Here is a 16,851-nt window from a genome sequence, read left to right on the forward strand (position 1 = left end):
GTCAAGGTGTTGAAGTATGTGCAGTTGGGGTTGGGGCAATGGGGAGGAACCCATCCCGCCGATCCCGGTCCCATGTCCCCGCACAGGCACACCCCGTGCCAGGGACATTTTCATGGCCACAACCAAAGAAAAGCGCCGCAGACCTGGGTCTGCGGCGCTCACTTCGCGTACCACGGTACGCGTGGAGGTAGGCCGAGCGTCGGCTACTCGTTGACGGCGTCGGCGAAGTTCACGCTGACGGTGGCAACCGCTTCGATTTCCTTTTCGGTGCCCATTTCGCGGCCGGTGAAGCGGATGTTCGCCTGCATGCTGATGCTGTTGGACGTTCCGGCGAGGGGAGAGAGGACGGGACCCGTCTTGTCCGCCCACGTGGTGAGACGAATGGCCGCCTCGGTGTCGCCGCCCGAACCCACGACGATATGCGAGGACTCGTTGCGCGTCGCCAGCGTACCGGAACCACCGTCGGTTCGCGTCCAGGTGACGGTGTACTTCTCGATGATGATCTGGTTGTGCGTGTTGCCAACGATATATTCGTTGTACGGACGCGCGGAGAACGTCACCGGAATCAGATCCTCGGGGATGTACGGCGGATCCGTGAAGTTGTTGAAGAGCACGTCGCTCTGGACGGGCATGCCGCCATTGAAATCCTTGATGTCGACAATGAAACGCCCCTTCTCGGCCGGGTCGTCGCAGGCCACAAATGCCAGCGCGACGCCAAAAAGTGCCGCGAGCGCGATGTTTCGCTTCACCATGAAACCTACCTCCTGAATGGTGTTCGCCCGACCGCTCACCGGATCGTCATGGTGGAGTGTCGGGAATCCGAGGCCAGCATACGCAATCACCGTGCCAGCGCCGGGAGCGGGTGTGATTAACCAACGTAAAGGTCCGCAAGGGGTTAGCCGGGCGAGCGTGGCGAACTCGCCGGGCTGCCACTGGAACCGGCGCCGGGACACTGCAATCTGCCCGCGGGCGGCTTCGCAGTTGCAATCCGCGCCCCGCTTGCCTAGCATCTGGGAAGGACGGCCGCCGGCGTGGCCCGCTATCTAACAGTGAAACCGCGAGTTAAGAGCTGCGCATTCACGTGATCCAGACCGACTTTCTCATCATCGGCTCCGGCGTGGCCGGGCTGTCGCTGGCACTGAACCTCGCCGGCCACGGCAGGGTGGCCGTCGTCACCAAGAAGGACCTGGCCGACTCCAACACCAACCACGCGCAGGGCGGGGTGGCGGTGGTTGCGGGGGCGGATGACAGCTTCGATCTCCACGTGGCGGATACCCTGGAGACTGGGGACGGCCTGTGCCGGCCCGAGGTGGTGGATGCGGTTGTGCGCGAGGGACCGGCGAGGATCAGCGACCTGCGCACCATCGGCGTGGCGTTCACCACCGATGCCGGGCGCCTCGCCCTGGGCCTCGAAGGCGGGCACTCGCGCAAGCGCATCGTGCACAGCGCCGACCACACCGGCCGCGAGATCGAAACCCGCCTGCTCGACGCCGTCGCCGACCACGAGAACATCACCCTCTACCCGTATCACATGGCGGTTGATCTCATCGCTTCGCGCCATCTCGAACGGGCGGCGCCGGAAGCGGTGGTGTGGGGCGCGTATGTTCTCGATACGCGCAGCCAGGTGGTACAACCGTTTGTGGCGCACCGCACCATCCTCGCCACCGGCGGTGCGGGAAAGGTGTACCTCTACACCACCAACCCCGACATCGCCACCGGCGACGGGCTTGCCATGGCGTACCGCGTGGGTGCGACGGTGGCGAATCTCGAGTTCGTGCAGTTCCATCCCACCTGTCTGTTCCACCCGCAGGCGAAGTCGTTTCTGCTCAGCGAGGCCCTGCGCGGAGAGGGTGGCCGCCTGGTGCACGCCGGTGGCGAGCGCTTCATGGAAGCCTACGATCCGCGCGGGGAACTGGCGCCGCGCGACATCGTTGCGCGCGCCATCGACGCGGAGATGAAGCACAGCGGCGCCGCGTGCGTGTACCTCGACATCCGCCACCTCTCGCCGGGGTTCATTGAGCGGCGCTTCCCCAGTATCCTGGCGAGGTGTCTGGAGTACGGCATCGATCCGCGCGTTGAGCCGATCCCGGTCGTCCCCGCCACGCACTACTTCTGCGGTGGTGTCGATGTCGATCTGGAGGGACGCAGCTCCGTGGCCGGCCTGTTCGCGGTCGGCGAGGTGAGCCACACCGGGTTGCACGGCGCCAACCGCCTGGCCAGCAATTCGCTGCTCGAGGCGCTGGTGTACGCGCGCCGGGCGTACGATGGGGCACTGCATGGTTTCGACCCCGCGCGGCCACTTCCGGTGCCGAAGCCCTGGGTGGAACCGGGGGGAATCGGTGCCCCGGACGCCATGGTTCTCGAGCACGACTGGGACCACGCGCGGCGGGTGATGTGGGACTACGTGGGGATCGTGCGCAGTGATGCGCGCCTGGAGATCGCGCGCCGCCGCATGCAGGAGTTGTTCGAGACGGTCGAAGCGCAGTACTGGCGCAGCCGCGTCACCCAGGACCTGCTCGAGCTGCGTAACATCGTGCTGGTGGGGCGCCTGGTGATCGAATCGGCGATCCGCCGGCTCGAGAGCCGGGGGCTGCACTATACGGAGAGCCACCCGGCCCGCGACGACGTGCACTTTCGCCGTGACACCGTGCTGTGCGCCGGGGAGGATGCGCAATGAGCGTGGAGTGGTACCGGGTGGCGTTCGGCGAGGTGTACCCGCTGGTCTACGCGCACCGCGACGATGCCGAGGCGGCGCGGGCCGCGGCGGCGTACGCGGGCTGCTTTCGGCAGGCGATGCCGGTGCTCGACGTGGCCTGCGGCGCGGGCCGGCACACGGCCGCGTTCGCCGCGGCGGGGCTGGAGACGCTGGGGCTGGACCTCTCCGAGTTCCTGCTGGTCGAGGCGGTGGAACGCCGCGTACTCTCGGGCCGCATGGTACTCGGCGACATGCGACGCCTGCCGTTTCGCAGTGGGGCACTGGGTGGGGCCATCAACATGTTCACCAGTTTCGGTTACTTCGAAGACGAAGCCGACGACGCGCGCGCAGTGGCGGAAGTTGCCCGCGTGCTGCGGCCCGGCGGGCGTTTCCTGATCGACTTCATCAACGCCACCACGGTGGGGAGGGTGGGCGCGGAGACAACGCGCCGCCACGAAGGCGACGTTCAGATCGAGGAGCGGCGCGAACGGGACGCCTCCGGGCGCCACCTGTGCAAGCACGTGCGCGTCCTGCGGCCGGACGGTGAGGAGGTCTCCTACCGGGAGCAGGTGCGCCTGTACGCGCCCGCGGAATTGGAGGCACTGCTCGCGTCGGCGGGGTTGCGGGTCGTGGAACGTTTCGGGGACTATGACGCGGGACCGTTCGTGGCGGCCGCATCGGCACGCATCATCCTGCTCGCAGAAAGAGAAGGACCTTCGTGACGCCCGTACGCGAGATGATTCCACTGGAATGCGTTCCCGGCGGGAGCAGGTTGTACCGCGACTACGCGCTGGGACGGGGGACAGCCGTGCATGCCCTGCTCGGAGAGTTTCGTGCCGACGGCGCCGGCTGGGCGGCGGCCACGGCGCGCACGGCACGCGTCGACCCGCGCGTGGTGGAGCGCATGGTGGAGAGCAACCGCTCGCTGGGTGCCTCCAGCGGGATTCTGGAACGTCTGCGCGGGCTCGGCGATGGGTCGGTACGCGCGGTCATCAGCGGACAGCAGCCCGGTGTCGCCGGGGGGCCGCTGATGAGCCTGCACAAGATTGCGACCACGTGCGCGCTTGCGCGTGAGGTGGAGGCCAGGCAGGGTGTTCCCTGCGTACCCGTCTTCTGGCTGGGTGCCGACGACGATGACTTTGCCGAGGTTCGCGACGTGGTGGTGGTCAGCGGCGACATCTCGCTGGTTTCCGCCTCGCTGGCCGCCGGGGTAACGGTGCCGGGAAGGCGCATCGGCGATATCGATGCGGCCGCGGCCCGTGAGGTGTGGGGTGCGGTGGCGCCGTACCTGCCGCCGGCGACGGCGGGTGGGGAGGACATCGCCGCCCTGCTGGCGGGTGCCCGCGACTTCGGCGACGCGGCCGCACGCTGCATCATGCACCTGTGCGGCGGTGACGTGGCGCTGATCGACGGGCGGGAACCGGTGCTGCGCGAGAGCGCGCGCGATCTCCTGCTCGGGTACTTCGACGGCGAGGACGCGCTGCGCGAGCGGGTCCGCTCGGCGGGGGCGACGCTGGCATCCGCCGGATACCACGCCCAGCTGGATCCCGGCGACTCCTCCGGGTTGTTCCTGGTCGCCGACGGGGTGCGCCGCAGAATCCCCGCCGATCAGCGGGCGGCGGCGCGCACACGCTTCCAGGCCGACCCCACCGCGGTGTCGCCGGGCGTGATCGCGCGCAATCTCGTGCAGGATTCGGTATTCCATCCCGTCGCGGTGGTGCTGGGTCCGGCGGAGATCGCCTACCGCGCACAGATTGCGGGTGTGTACGACGCGCTGGGAGTTTCGTGCCCGGTTGTGTTTCCACGCATGATGGCGACGTTCGTGCCGCCGCCGGTCGCCGACCTGGCGCGGGCGGCGGGCATCGACGCTGCAACCCTGGCCCTGGATCCCGCCGCGGCCGCCGATGCGGCGCGGGCGAGTCTGCGCGACGACGCATTCGCCGCGTCCGCCCGCCAGGCGGAGGTGGCGTTTGCGGAACTGGCGGAGCGCTTTGCGTCGGCCGCGGCCGGGCGGCTGGACGCGCGCGCGCTGGACAAGCTGCGCAAGCGGTTCGGGGATCTTACGCAGCGACTGCGCCAATCGGTGGACATGGCGGTGGAGCAGGACACGCACAGCGCGGCAGCGCGTTTTCCATTTCTGTCGCACCTGCCCGAGCTGTTCGTGCGTGGCGGCGTACCGCAGGAACGCTACCTCTCCATGACGGCGCCCTACAGCTTCCACGGCCCGGCCGCCTGGAATGGGCTGCGCGGCATCGCCGGCGATTCCGTGACGGCGGCGTTAGACGGCCGGGTCGGGCTTCGTGTATATTCCATCTGATATGCGAGTCATGGCCATCGGCATACACCCGGACGACGTCGAGATCGGATGCGGCGGAACCGTGGCGCTCTGTGCGGCGCGCGGTCACGACGTGCTGATCGTGGATCTGACCCGCGGCGAGTCGTCCAGCAACGGTACCGTCGAACAGCGCGCGGCCGAGGCCGCCGACGCGGCGCGTATCCTGGGGGCGTCGCGCGTCAACGCGGGGCTGCCGGACACGGGTGTGCACAGCGCGGATGCTGCCCAGATCCGTTCGCTGGTGGGTATCCTGCGCGCGCACCGTCCCGATGTGGTCCTGGTGCCGCACGCCGACGATCCCCACCCCGACCACGCGGCGGGCGCGCTGCTCGCGCGGCACGCCATCTTCCTGGCCAACGTGAACGGTTATGCCACCGACGGCGCCGGCGGAAAGCAGGTGCGCTGGAAGGTGGCCCGCGCGCTGGTGTATCCGGGACGGCGCGAGGTGCGCCCGGATGCGGTGGTGGACGTGACCGCGTACTACGAAACCAAGATGTCCGCGATCCGCGCGCACGCGAGCCAGGTGACGGCGGCCTCCGGCTCGTTGCCGACCCCCCTCACCGATCCGCGTTTCCTCGGCGTGGTCGACGCGCGCGACCGCCTGGCAGGGCGCACCATCGGCGTCACCCACGGCGAGGCCTTCGAACTGCTCGCGCCCGTAGCACTCGATGATCTCGAGCTGCTGGTGAGACGGGAGCCCTGAGGCGTGCCCTTCAAGATCGGAATCGTGTGTTACCCGACGCTGGGTGGAAGCGGGGTGGTGGCCACCGAACTGGGCAAGTCGCTGGCCGCGCTGGGCAACGAGGTCCACTTCATCACCAGCGGGCATCCCACCCGCCTGTCCGGGTACGACGAGCGGGTGTACCTGCACAAGGTGGTCACGGGGGACTACCCGCTGTTTCAGCAGTACACGCCGTACTCGCTGAGCCTGTCGGTGAAGATCCGCGAGGTGGCCGACCAGTACGACCTCGACCTCGTCCACGTTCACTACGCCATCCCGCACGCCACGTCGGCGTTTCTTGCCCGCGAGATGCTCAAGCCGAAGCGCCTGCCCACCATGACCACGCTGCACGGTACCGACATCACCCTGGTGGGGCTCATGCCGTCGTACTACGAGATCACCCGTTTCAGCATCGACCAGAGCGACGCGGTCACCGCCGTCTCCGAGTTCCTGCGCCGGGAAACCATCCGCGAGTTCAAGACCGAGCGGCCCATCGAGGTGATCCACAACTTCGTGGACACCGAACAGTTCCGCCCCCAGGACGACCCTTGTACGCGCAAGCGGCTATCACCGCACGGCGAGAGGGTCCTGATGCATGTTTCCAACTTCCGTAAAGTTAAGAACTTGCCGGTTATCTTGAAGGTGCTGGATGAGGTGCGGAAGTACGAGCCGACCCGGCTGGTGCTGGTGGGGGACGGCCCGGAACGCGAGTCGACCGAACGGCTGGCGGTGGAGATGGGCCTGGATGGAGCGGTGGACTTCCTCGGCGACCAGGAGTACATCGCCGATGTGCTGCCCGCCGCGGACGTCTTCATGCTCCCCAGCCAGCACGAGAGTTTTGGCCTGTCCGCGCTGGAGGCGATGAGTTGTGGGGTGCCGGTGGTGGGCTCCCGCATCGGCGGGCTGCCCGAGGTTATCGTGAACGAGGAAACCGGATTTCTCTGTGAGCCCACCGACGTCGCTTGCATGACCGCCATCGTGCTGGGCCTGTTCCGCGACGAGACACTGCGGCGGGCGATTGGCAGCGCGGCGCGCGAGCGCGCCGTGACCCAGTTCAACCGGGAGAAGATCGTGGGCCGTTACGTCGAGAGCTACCACCGGCTGGTGAACGGGGGATGAGTCAGCGGGCGGAGTTCTGGCTGGCGGTGGACCGCATCCGGGAGGGCGATGCGCGTTACAAGCCGGATGCCTATGCCTTCGTGATGGAGGCGGTGGACTACACCGTGCGTTCGCTGGGTGTCTGGCGCCACGTCTCCGCGGCGGAACTGGTGGAGGGGCTGCGCCGCGCGGCGTGCGATCGATACGGCATGCTCGCATTCACCGTGCTGGAGAAGTGGGGTGTCCGCACCGGTTCCGACGTGGGCGAGATCGTGTTTCAGCTGATCGACGAAGGCTTCCTCTCCCGCCAGGATGATGATTCGCGCGAGGCGTTCGACGAGGTGGGCAGCCTCGCGTCGGATCTCGTCGACCGCTACTTCGAGACGGGATAGCCGCTAGCCCGGCGGCCAGTCCAGCGGCCGTCCCCCCAGCACGTGCAGGTGGATGTGGAACACCGCCTGCCCGGCATCCGGCCCCACGTTCACGACCACCCGGTACCCGCCTTCTGAGAGTCCCTCCGCCCGGGCCGCGCGCCGCGCGCTCAGGAGCAGCATCCCCAGTATCCCGCCATCGTCATCACCGGCCGCTTCCAGCGATGCGATGTGGCGTTTTGGAACGACGAGCAGGTGGACTGGCGCCGCAGGGTTGACGTCACGGAATGCGAGCGTGTCCGCGTCCTCCTGGACACGGGTGGCAGGAATCTCACCCGCCACGATGCGGCAGAAAATACACTCGGTCATGTATCGACCTGTCTCTCCTTCAGGACGGTTTGTCTGTGCCGGCCCGGGAAAGCGCCGGGTCGGCATCGTCCCGGCATTATAGCGTGTCCCGCAAGGAGCTTCCAGCCGCGGGGTGGAATCGCGGGAGCCGCGGAAGCCGTCCGGGGCACGATGCGGTGCGACGGGAACGCATTGGTACGCTTCTTGCCTTTTGGGCAACGGGATATCGGCGGGTCGCGGCCCGGGGTGATGTGGCTGGCGCGGGGTGGATGCCCGACCTATATTGTGATTACAAGTTAGTTAACGCCCCCTGAACGCGAGCAGGAGGATTCATGGGCGCCGCCAACGACATCATTACCCTCATTCGGTCCCGGCAGAACGTCGAAGAGTTTCAGCAGCTGAACTGGACGGGGACCTTCGACGACTATCTCGAGCTGGTCATGAGTAGCCCGCGCGTCACGCGCACGGCGTTCCAGCGCATGTACGACATGATCGTGTCGCACGGTGTGGAGGAGTACACCGAGCACAAGCGCAAGACACTGCGCTACAAGTTCTTCGACGATGTCGAGAACCAGGGCGCCGACGCCATCTACGGGCTCGAGCAGTCGCTGATGAAGATGGTCAACATCTTCAAGTCGGCGGCGCAGGGCTACGGCACGGAGAAGCGCATCCTGCTGCTGCACGGGCCAGTGGGCAGCGCCAAGAGCACCATGGTGCGCCTGCTCAAGAAGGGGATCGAGAACTACTCCCGCACGCCCGAGGGCGCGCTGTACACCTTCGGGTGGCGCGACGAGACCGCGGAAGGCGAGCGCTACATCGACTGCCCCATGCACGAGGAGCCCCTGCACCTCATCCCGGATGCGTTGCGCGAAGAGGTTCTGGGGCAGATAAACGAACAGCTGCCCGACGGTTCCTTCCGGGTGGCGGTGCAGGGCGAGCTGTGCCCGGCGTGCCGATTCCAGTTCAACGAACTCATGCGGCGCTACGACGGCGACTGGACCAAGGTGGTGCGGCACGTGGAGGTGCGCCGCCTGGTGCTGTGTGAAAAGGATCGTATCGGCATCGGTACCTTCCAGCCCAAGGACGAGAAGAACCAGGATTCCACCGAGTTGACCGGCGACATCAACTACCGCAAGATCGCCGAGTACGGCTCGGACTCCGACCCGCGCGCGTTCAATTTCGACGGAGAGTTCAACGTGGCCAACCGGGGCATCATCGAGTTCATCGAGGTGCTCAAGCTGGATGTGGCCTTCCTGTACGACCTGCTGGGGGCGTCGCAGGAGCACAAGATCAAGCCCAAGAAATTCTCGCAGACCGACATCGACGAGGTGATCATCGGACACACCAACGAGCCGGAGTATCGCAAGCTGCAGAGCAACGAGTTCATGGAGGCGCTGCGCGATCGCACGGTGAAGATCGATGTACCCTACATCACCCGTCTCAAGGACGAGGTGCGCATCTACGAGCGCGATTTCAACCCGTCGCGCATCCGCCACACCCATATCGCGCCGCACACGCTGGAGATGGCGGCCATGTGGGCCGTGCTGACCCGCCTGGAGGAGCCCAAGAAGGCCTCGATCAACATGATCCAGAAGCTGCGCCTGTACAATGGCCAGTCGCTGCCGGGCTTTACCGAGGAGAACGTGAAGGAACTGCACAAGGAGACGGTGCGCGAGGGACTGGACGGCATTTCGCCGCGCTATATCCAGGACAAGATCTCCAACGCGCTGGTCAGCGACGAGGCAGACCGCTGCATCAACCCCTTCATGGTTCTCAACGAACTGGAGTCGGGGCTGCAGCACCACTCGCTGATCAACTCCGAGGAATTGCGCAAGCGCTACCGCGACCTGCTGGCGCAGGTGAAGGAGGAGTACGAGGACATCGTCAAGAACGAGGTCCAACGCGCCATCTCGGCCGACGAGGAGGCCATCACCAAGCTGTGCGCCAACTACGTGGACAACATCAAGGCGTACACGCAGAAGGAACGGGTCAAGAACAAGTACACGGGCGAGGACGAAGAGCCGGACGAGCGGCTGATGCGCGCCATCGAGGAGAAGATCGGGATCCCCGAGAACCGCAAGGACGATTTCCGGCGCGAGATTATGAACTACATCGGCGCGCTGGCCATCGACGGAAAAACCTTCGACTACAAGACCAACGCCCGCCTGCAGAAGGCGCTGGAGCTCAAGCTGTTCGAGGACCAGAAGGACTCCATCAAGCTCACCAACCTGGTATCCAGCGTGGTGGACAAGGAGACGCAGGCCAAGATCGACATCGTGAAGCAGCGCCTGATCCGCAACATGCACTATTGCGACATCTGCGCGACGGACGTGCTCAACTTCGTGGCGAGCATCTTTGCCCGCGGAGACGTGAAACGGTCGGGGTAGGGGCGCATGGTCCAGCGCATCGATCGCGATCTCAACCGATTCCGCCAGGTGGTGCGGGGCATCGTCAAGAAGGAGCTCCGCAAGTACATGACGAGCGGTGAGCTGGTGGGCCGTCAGGGGAAGGACTACGTGTCCATCCCCATCCGCCAGATCGAGATCCCCAACTTCCGCCACGAGACGCGCAAGTTCGGTGGCGTCGGGCAGGGCGAGGGTGAACCCGGCACCCCCATCGGCCAGGCCGACGGCGACGGGCAGGGCGCGGCCGGCGACGGCGCCGGCGAGCACATCCTGGAAGTGGACGTCACCCTGGACGAGCTGGCGCAGATCATGGCGGAGGAGTTGGAGCTGCCCAATATCCAGCCACGCGCCCGCGACGTCATCGAGGCCGAGCACGGCCGCTTCAGCGGCATCCACCGCAGCGGTCCCGAATCGCTGCGCCATTTCCGGCGTACCTTTCGCGAGGCGCTCAAGCGACAGATCGCCTCGGGTGCCTACAATTTCAACAACCCCGTCATCGTTCCCATCAAGGACGACAAGCGCTACCGGGCGCGACGCATCATCCGCGCGCCGGAGACCAACGCGGCCGTGATCTACGTGATGGATGTGTCCGGTTCGATGGGTGACGAGCAGAAGGACATCGTTCGTAACGAGTCGTTCTGGATCAACACCTGGCTGCGCCGCCAGTACAAGGGAGTCGTGACCCGCTTCGTGGTGCACGATGCCGAGGCACGCGAGGTGGATGAACAGACCTTCTTTCATACCCGCGAGAGTGGTGGCACGCGCATATCGTCGGCCTACCAGCTGGTGGCCGACCTGATCGACGAGCAATGCCCGCCCAGCGAGTGGAACGTCTACGTGTTCCACTTCTCGGACGGCGACAACTGGGGGGGCGGGGACACGCAGCTGTGCGTGAAGATCCTGGGCGAGCGCGTGCTGCCCGCGGTCAACCTGTTCTGCTACGGACAGGTGGCGAGCCCGTATGGCAGCGGGGCCTTCATCAACGATTTGAGCGCTACCTTCAAGGAGATCGACAACGTCGTGCTGACCGAAATCGCCAGCAAGGATGAGATCTACGACTCGATCAAGAAGTTCCTGGGAAAGGGGCGCTGAGCATGATCGACCGGGCCGTACTGGGTGACATGATCCACGAGATCGAGGGGTACGCGCGCGGCTACGGCCTCGATTTCTTCCCGGTGATCTTCGAAATGATGGACTACGAGGAGATCAACATGGTCGCCTCGTACGGCGGATTTCCCACCCGCTACCCGCACTGGCGCTTCGGCATGCAGTACGAGTACATGCAGAAGAGCTACGGCTACGGTCTGCACAAGATCTATGAGATGGTGATCAACAACAACCCGTGCTACGCCTACCTGCTCGACTCCAACCAGATGGTGGATCAGAAGCTGGTCATCGCACATGTGTTCGCGCACTGCGACTTCTTCAAGAACAACGCGTACTTCAAGAACACCAACCGGCGCATGATGGACGAACTGGCCAACCACGGCAACCGCATCCACGACTACATGTCCCAGTACGGGCACGATGTGGTGGAGGACTTCATCGACGTGTGCTCGTCCATCGAGAACCTGATCGACCCCGGGGCGCTGTTCGACAGTTCCGGCCGTGCACGGGAGCTGGCGCCCACCGCGGAGAGCGCGCCGCGCGACGTGGCGCGACTGCGCAGCAAGGGCTACATGGAGCCGTTCATCAACCCGCCGGAGTACCTGGAGGCGCGGCGGCGTGAGCAGAGCGAGCGGGACGCGGTGAGCACCTTCCCGGCACAGCCGGTCAAGGACGTGCTGCGCTTTCTCATCGAATACGCGCCGCTGCCCAACTGGAAGCGCGACATTCTCTCCATGCTGCGCGAGGAAAGCTACTATTTTGCGCCCCAGGCACAGACCAAGATCATGAACGAGGGCTGGGCGTCCTACTGGCACGAGAAGATCATGACCCAGAAGGCGCTGGAGCCCAGCGAGATCGTGGACTTCGCCGACCACCACTCGTCCACCCTCGCCGTGCAGCCCGGACAGTTGAACCCCTACAAGCTGGGCTACGAACTCTACTGCGACATCGAGCGTCGCTGGAACACGGGGCGTTTCGGCAAGGACTACGAGGAGTGCGACGACGCCGCCGCGCGTGCCGCCTGGAACCGGGGCACGGGAGCTGGGCGCGAGAAGATCTTCCAGGTGCGGGCCATCTACAACGACATGACCTTCGTGGACGAGTTCCTCACCGAGGAATTCTGCCGGGAGAACCGCCTGTTCACCTACTCGCTCAACGAGCGCAACGGCCGCTACGAGATCGCGGACCGCGAGTTCCGCGCGGTAAAGGAGAAGCTCCTGTTCCAGCTCACCAACATGGGGCAGCCCTATATCACGGTGGTCGACGCCAACCACGAGAACCGTGGCGAACTCTACCTCAAGCACCGCTTCGACGGCGTCGAGCTGCGCCTCGATTACGCCCAGGCCACCATGGAGGCGCTGTTCAAGATCTGGACGCGGCCGGTGCACGTGCAGACGATGGTGGGTGAGAGCGCGGTGCTGCTCTCCTACGACGGCGGCACGCACCGCGAGCGCCCCTTCGAGGCCTCCAACGCGGCCTAGTCTTCTTCTTCTTCTTCTTCTTCTTCGGCGTACACCTGCGCGGTAAACGTCTCCAGGCGCGTTCCGGGGTGGCGCCACGCATCACGGTCCAGCGCTGCCTTGGCGCAGACATTCTCCAGCAGTTCCTCCCGCGACCAGTTCCACTCGATCGCCACCTGGGGCAGCAGGAGGCCGCGGCGTCCGCGCGCGCTGACGATGACGCCGTGGGTTCCCACCACCACGTCATCGGGGGATGCCACTCGCACGGGCCGCGAGAGCAGGGAGACTTCGATGCGCACGATCGGGAACTCGGCGGTGGCGAGGGGCGGGAAGCGGGGGTCCTCGAAGGCGGCGGCCCGTGCCATGGCCGGCAGCAGCGCGCGCAACCGCTCGCGGGACTGGGTCTGGCCGATACATCCGCGAAGATTGCCGCGCAGCGTGAGCGTGACGAAGGCGCCGAGGCGTTCGTCGAGGATGGGCGAGTCGGGCGGTACGGGCACGGCCAGCCTGAGCGCTTCGGCGATGCTGGCGCGGGCCAGGCCGGTGAGGACGCGCTGGTCGCCGGGCGTGTTCACGCCGCTTCCCCGAAGACGGCCGCGGCGTAGCCCACAACGCTCTCGCGCTCACCCGTCACGTCACCCGAATTGATGCGCGCGAGCACGCGCGCGGTGCCGCGGTGCACGCGCGCCAGCGCAAGCATCACCGCGGCGGTGGGTCCGCCGCCGCAGGCTTCGCAGCGTCCCCGGGCCAGGCCCGTCAGCAGCGCCTCGCCATCCATGGCCGCCACGCGTGCACAGAACTCCGTGTCCAGGAGAACCGCCTCGTCGTAGGGGTGGAAGTGCGACAGGTCGGAGCTGGCCACGATCAGGGTCCGCGCGAAGTCGGCGTGGCGCGCGATGGCGTCGGCGAGGTCTGTGCAGGCCGCGTGCGATTGCGAACCCATGGTGATGGGGACGATGCGCGCGCGCGGACATCGGCGCTGGAGGAAGGGCAGCATGACCTCGAGCGCGTGCTCACCGCGGCCGCGCCCGGCGGCGTGACCGCGTGGCGAGCGCCGGATGGATGGTGCTGCGGCGGCCAGCGCGGCGGCCAGCGCGGCGTCGACAGCGACCTCTCCCAGCGGTGTCGCAAACGCGTCACCGTCGAAGACGGAGGTGAAGTCAAATGCCTCCACGTGCGAGGGTCCCACCAGCACCACGGTATCCACCCGCTCGGCGTCGATGCAGGCAAAGGCGCGCGCGGCGATGGCACCGGAGTAGCGGTACCCGGCGTGGGGGGCGAGAAGCGCGTGGGGGGGGGCGGCTCCGGGTGGTGGTGTGGCGGCCGTGAGCATGCGGTCGACGTCGCGGGCGAGCACCACGGGATCGGCCGGGTAGAACATGCCCGCCACGGCGGGAGGGCGGATGTAGGATGTCGGGTGCATGAACGCTCAATCGCGCAGGCGCGAAAGGCGGTCGGCTATCGCGTCGAGCGCGGCTCCGTCGATTTCGCACACGCCGCCCAGCGAGCGACTGTACGCGGCCCAGCGCGACGCGGGGCCGGGTGCGCAGAACAACTCCTCGAGTATCGTATCACCGGCGTCCTGAATCACAAGCGAAAAGCGCGGATGCGGACGCGGGTCGGCGGGCGTGGTACCCACCGGAGGCTCGTAGCGTAACGCTCGCAGTGTCCGCACCAGGTCGGCGGCGCGTTCGCGGTCGATGGTTCCCAGCGCGGGGTTGGGGAGCGCCCATGCGTCGCCGGCGCGCACCATGACCGCGCTGGTGTCCGGCGTGGTGAAGGTGATGCGGTGTGCCTGGGCGGGGTCGAAGTGCAGCAAGCGCCGGTCACGCAGTGTCGCCACCGACTGGGCGGCGATGTCGCCGGGGTCCTCGCCAATCTCAACCGTGCGCGGGTTGCCCGACACGCGCGCTTGAAACACATACTGGCCTGCGTCAAAGAAGCGCACGGCCTGGGTGGAGCCGTCGTCCTTGTCAATGGTGACTGAGACCAGCGGGCGGGTGGTGTCGGGTGCGGTCACGAAGGCTCGCACGCGCATGCCGCGCAACCTGCGCAGCACCGCCGGTACCGCGACCGAATCCCCGCGCACCGTGTCGCCGGCGATCACGGTGAACCACGACCCGGCGCCGCGGCGTGTCCACCGGCTGCGGCCGGTGAGCCGCGAGTCGATCTCGAAGGCGCGGACCACGGAGAGGTCGAAGACCACCACGCGCCGGTTGCGGTAGTCCTCGACCGCGAGGGTCAGCGCGCGGTGGATGGCGGTTGGAACGAGCAGCAGGTGGCCGTCCCCGCGCAGAGCGTAGACCGCGGAACGGTCCACGGTGTAGTCGCCGATCTCCAGCGCGGCAACGGCGCGGCCGCCGGCGCCGGCCAGGCGGACGGTGGCCGCGGGGGGATCGAGCCCGAAGCGGTCCCGGGCGTTGTCCGTACCCAGGTCGCGCACCACTTCGGCATCCGCAAGCGTGGTTACAATGGGGGCCACCGTTCCCACCTCTGCGTCGTCGGCGAGCGGTGCGGTCATGATCCAGTGCGTGCCCTGGAGGCGGAAGGCGAGTCGTGTATCCTCGCGCGCCACCTCGATGGCTTCGACTTCCGCCGGGTCGAACGCAAACAGGCGCGCGGCCTCACGCTGTTCGCGCAGTTCTGCCCGGTGCCGGGGAAGCTCGATGGCCAGGTAGGCGCCCACCGCGAGCAGCGCTACACCGAAGAGAATCAGCAGGCGTCGCGAGGCCACGGTCACAGGGCGCGGCGGCGAAAGACCACGCTGGCGCCGACGATGAGGGTGATGAGCGGCACCAGTACCAGGCTGACCGCAAAGACCATGCGCCCCTGGGCCGCGGAGATGTAGACGGTGTCTCCGGTCGCGGCCCGGGGGCGAATGCGAATGAGATCCTCGTCCTCGGAGAGGAAGGCGACGATGTTCTGGAAGAAATCGGCGTTGCCGAGCACACCGTAGAACGAATTGCTGGCGAAGTCGGAATCTCCCACCAGCACGACGCGGCTGGTGCGCGCGGAGCCGGCCGGCACCGGGGTCCGGGTGGCCACCGCGGCGAGCGGCATGGGCCCGGCGATGTCAACGCCGTCACGGGTGGCGCGGCCAACCGTGAAGCTGTTCATGTCTGTCTCACCCCACGCCTCGGCGTCGGTGATGGCGAGGTACTGCACGTCGAGCCCCGCGCGCAGGGTGTCCTCGGGAATGTAGACCGGGCGCGCGCGGGTGAACATGGTGACGTAGTTGAAGCCCTCGGTGATGGGGTGTTTCTCGTAGCGGCGGACCTTGGCGACGGTGGCGTCGAAGGTGCGCTCACCCGCGTCGAGCACCAGGTCGTCCAGGATGACGGCGTCGAGCACCCGCAGGCGATAGCGGTCCAGCGCGCCGGCCAGGCGCGTGAAGTCGAAGCGGGGGTCGAGCATGAACAGCGCGGACCCGCCCGCGCGCAGGTAGCGGTCGATCGCCGTCACCTCGTCGGCCAGGTAGTCCTCGCGGGGGCCGGCGATGACCAGCACGTCGCAGTCCGCGGGCACCTCGCGCATGGTCAGCAGCGAGAGGGTGCGGACCGCGTAACCCTGGCCGGTGAGCGCACGGGTGGCGGCGCGATAGCCCTCGCGGGGAGAGCCGTCCACGTCGCGCTCACCATGCCCGTTGACGAAGTACAGCACCTTCTCGCGCACGCGTGTCACCTGCAGGATCGCGTTGGTCACGTCCTGTTCGGTGAGTGTGTGTATGCGGCGCACCACACCGTTGCACTCGATGACCACCTCGTCCACGGTGGCGCCGGCGCGTTCCGCCGCATCGGGGTTGCGGTCCGGGTCGATGAACTCGTAGCGAAATCGCGAGGACGCGCGCGCGTACAGGGAGAGCAACTCGTCGGCGCGGCTCCGATTGAGACTGCTCTGCCGGTAGAACCCGGTTGCGGTCACGTCGTGATCGAGCGAATCGAGCAGCGCGACCGACTGGGGTGCCAGCGTGTTGCGCTGGTTGCGGGTGAGATCAAACTGGTGTGAGCGGCGCACCGACGTCGCCTGGATGACCACCAGAATGGCCACGAAGAACAGTGTTGCGAGAACGGTGTCGGCACCGCGGCGGGTGGCCCGCCGCCGGCTGAACGCGGCCACCGCGGAGCGGTTGGCGACCAGCGCCAGAACCATGATGGCCGCACCCGCCACGACCAGGGCAGCGCGCGCGCCCACGGGCGCCACGCGGGCGGCGGAAAGAACCACCCCCAGGAAGAGCAGGGCCACGCCGGTGCCGGCGAGCAGGCGCCACAGCGCGGTGCGGTCCGGGGTATGCGAGGGCGTGGGCACGGCGCT

At 67.0% G+C, this 16,851-nt stretch carries 15 protein-coding genes; 9 read left to right on the plus strand and 6 right to left on the minus strand.

Features of this window, described 5'->3' with window-relative positions:
• Positions 1-203 precede the first annotated feature (203 nt).
• Positions 204-752 (minus strand): hypothetical protein, encoded by a 549-nt coding sequence (locus OEX18_03625; GenBank protein MDH4336350.1) that lies wholly within the window; start codon positions 750-752, stop codon positions 204-206.
• A gap of 329 nt (positions 753-1,081) precedes the next feature.
• On the opposite strand from OEX18_03625, the gene nadB reads away from it, so the two are divergent.
• The 6 genes from nadB to OEX18_03655 are packed head-to-tail and all read left to right on the plus strand — an operon-like array spanning position 1,082 to position 7,241.
• Complete coding sequence (gene nadB / locus OEX18_03630) at positions 1,082-2,677, plus strand: L-aspartate oxidase (GenBank protein ID MDH4336351.1); 1,596 nt, start codon at positions 1,082-1,084, stop codon at positions 2,675-2,677.
• Positions 2,674-3,417: a class I SAM-dependent methyltransferase gene (locus OEX18_03635; protein ID MDH4336352.1), complete on the plus strand. Its 744-nt coding sequence runs from the start codon at positions 2,674-2,676 to the stop codon at positions 3,415-3,417. Before nadB ends, OEX18_03635 begins: the two co-directional genes overlap by 4 nt.
• A complete protein-coding gene (bshC, locus tag OEX18_03640) occupies positions 3,414-5,012 on the plus strand; it encodes a bacillithiol biosynthesis BshC (protein MDH4336353.1) in 1,599 nt (532 codons plus the stop codon). Before OEX18_03635 ends, bshC begins: the two co-directional genes overlap by 4 nt.
• A 10-nt stretch (positions 5,013-5,022) precedes the next feature.
• Entirely contained in the window at positions 5,023-5,733 is a 711-nt protein-coding gene (gene bshB1 / locus OEX18_03645; protein MDH4336354.1) for a bacillithiol biosynthesis deacetylase BshB1, read from the plus strand.
• Positions 5,734-5,736: 3 nt separating this feature from the next.
• A complete protein-coding gene (bshA, locus tag OEX18_03650) occupies positions 5,737-6,870 on the plus strand; it encodes an N-acetyl-alpha-D-glucosaminyl L-malate synthase BshA (GenBank protein ID MDH4336355.1) in 1,134 nt (377 codons plus the stop codon).
• The gene (locus OEX18_03655) at positions 6,867-7,241 is read left to right on the plus strand and encodes a hypothetical protein (protein ID MDH4336356.1); all 375 of its coding nucleotides are present in this window, start codon (positions 6,867-6,869) and stop codon (positions 7,239-7,241) included. Before bshA ends, OEX18_03655 begins: the two co-directional genes overlap by 4 nt.
• Positions 7,242-7,244: 3 nt before the next feature.
• Here the strand turns inward: OEX18_03655 and OEX18_03660 are convergent, their stop codons facing one another.
• On the minus strand, positions 7,245-7,589 hold the full coding sequence (locus tag OEX18_03660) for a histidine triad nucleotide-binding protein (GenBank protein MDH4336357.1): 345 nt from the start codon (positions 7,587-7,589) through the stop codon (positions 7,245-7,247).
• A 311-nt stretch (positions 7,590-7,900) separates the two neighbouring features.
• Here OEX18_03660 and OEX18_03665 point away from each other — a divergent pair, with 311 nt between their 5' ends.
• The 3 genes from OEX18_03665 to OEX18_03675 are packed head-to-tail and all read left to right on the plus strand — an operon-like array spanning position 7,901 to position 12,561.
• Complete coding sequence (locus tag OEX18_03665; GenBank protein MDH4336358.1) at positions 7,901-9,955, plus strand: serine protein kinase; 2,055 nt, start codon at positions 7,901-7,903, stop codon at positions 9,953-9,955.
• A 6-nt stretch (positions 9,956-9,961) separates the two neighbouring features.
• On the plus strand, positions 9,962-11,065 hold the full coding sequence (locus tag OEX18_03670) for a DUF444 family protein (GenBank protein MDH4336359.1): 1,104 nt from the start codon (positions 9,962-9,964) through the stop codon (positions 11,063-11,065).
• Positions 11,066-11,067: 2 nt separating this feature from the next.
• Positions 11,068-12,561: a SpoVR family protein gene (locus OEX18_03675; protein ID MDH4336360.1), complete on the plus strand. Its 1,494-nt coding sequence runs from the start codon at positions 11,068-11,070 to the stop codon at positions 12,559-12,561.
• Here OEX18_03675 and amrA read toward each other — a convergent pair.
• Genes amrA through OEX18_03695 form a run of 4 tightly spaced genes read right to left on the minus strand, consistent with a single transcriptional unit; the run spans position 12,558 to position 16,845 of the window.
• Positions 12,558-13,115 carry an AmmeMemoRadiSam system protein A gene (gene amrA, locus OEX18_03680; GenBank protein MDH4336361.1) on the minus strand — a complete coding sequence of 186 codons (558 nt, stop codon included), beginning with the start codon at positions 13,113-13,115 and terminating at the stop codon, positions 12,558-12,560. The genes OEX18_03675 and amrA overlap by 4 nt on opposite strands.
• Complete coding sequence (gene amrB, locus OEX18_03685; protein MDH4336362.1) at positions 13,112-13,963, minus strand: AmmeMemoRadiSam system protein B; 852 nt, start codon at positions 13,961-13,963, stop codon at positions 13,112-13,114. Before amrB ends, amrA begins: the two co-directional genes overlap by 4 nt.
• A 6-nt stretch (positions 13,964-13,969) precedes the next feature.
• The gene (locus OEX18_03690; protein MDH4336363.1) at positions 13,970-15,274 is read right to left on the minus strand and encodes a DUF4340 domain-containing protein; all 1,305 of its coding nucleotides are present in this window, start codon (positions 15,272-15,274) and stop codon (positions 13,970-13,972) included.
• A gap of 2 nt (positions 15,275-15,276) precedes the next feature.
• Positions 15,277-16,845, minus strand: coding sequence for a GldG family protein (locus tag OEX18_03695; protein MDH4336364.1), 1,569 nt, complete (start codon positions 16,843-16,845; stop codon positions 15,277-15,279).
• Between the last annotated feature and the right edge of the window lie 6 nt (positions 16,846-16,851).

This window comes from Candidatus Krumholzibacteriia bacterium (genome assembly GCA_029865265.1).
Taxonomy (GTDB): domain Bacteria; phylum Krumholzibacteriota; class Krumholzibacteriia; order WVZY01; family JAKEHA01; genus JAKEHA01.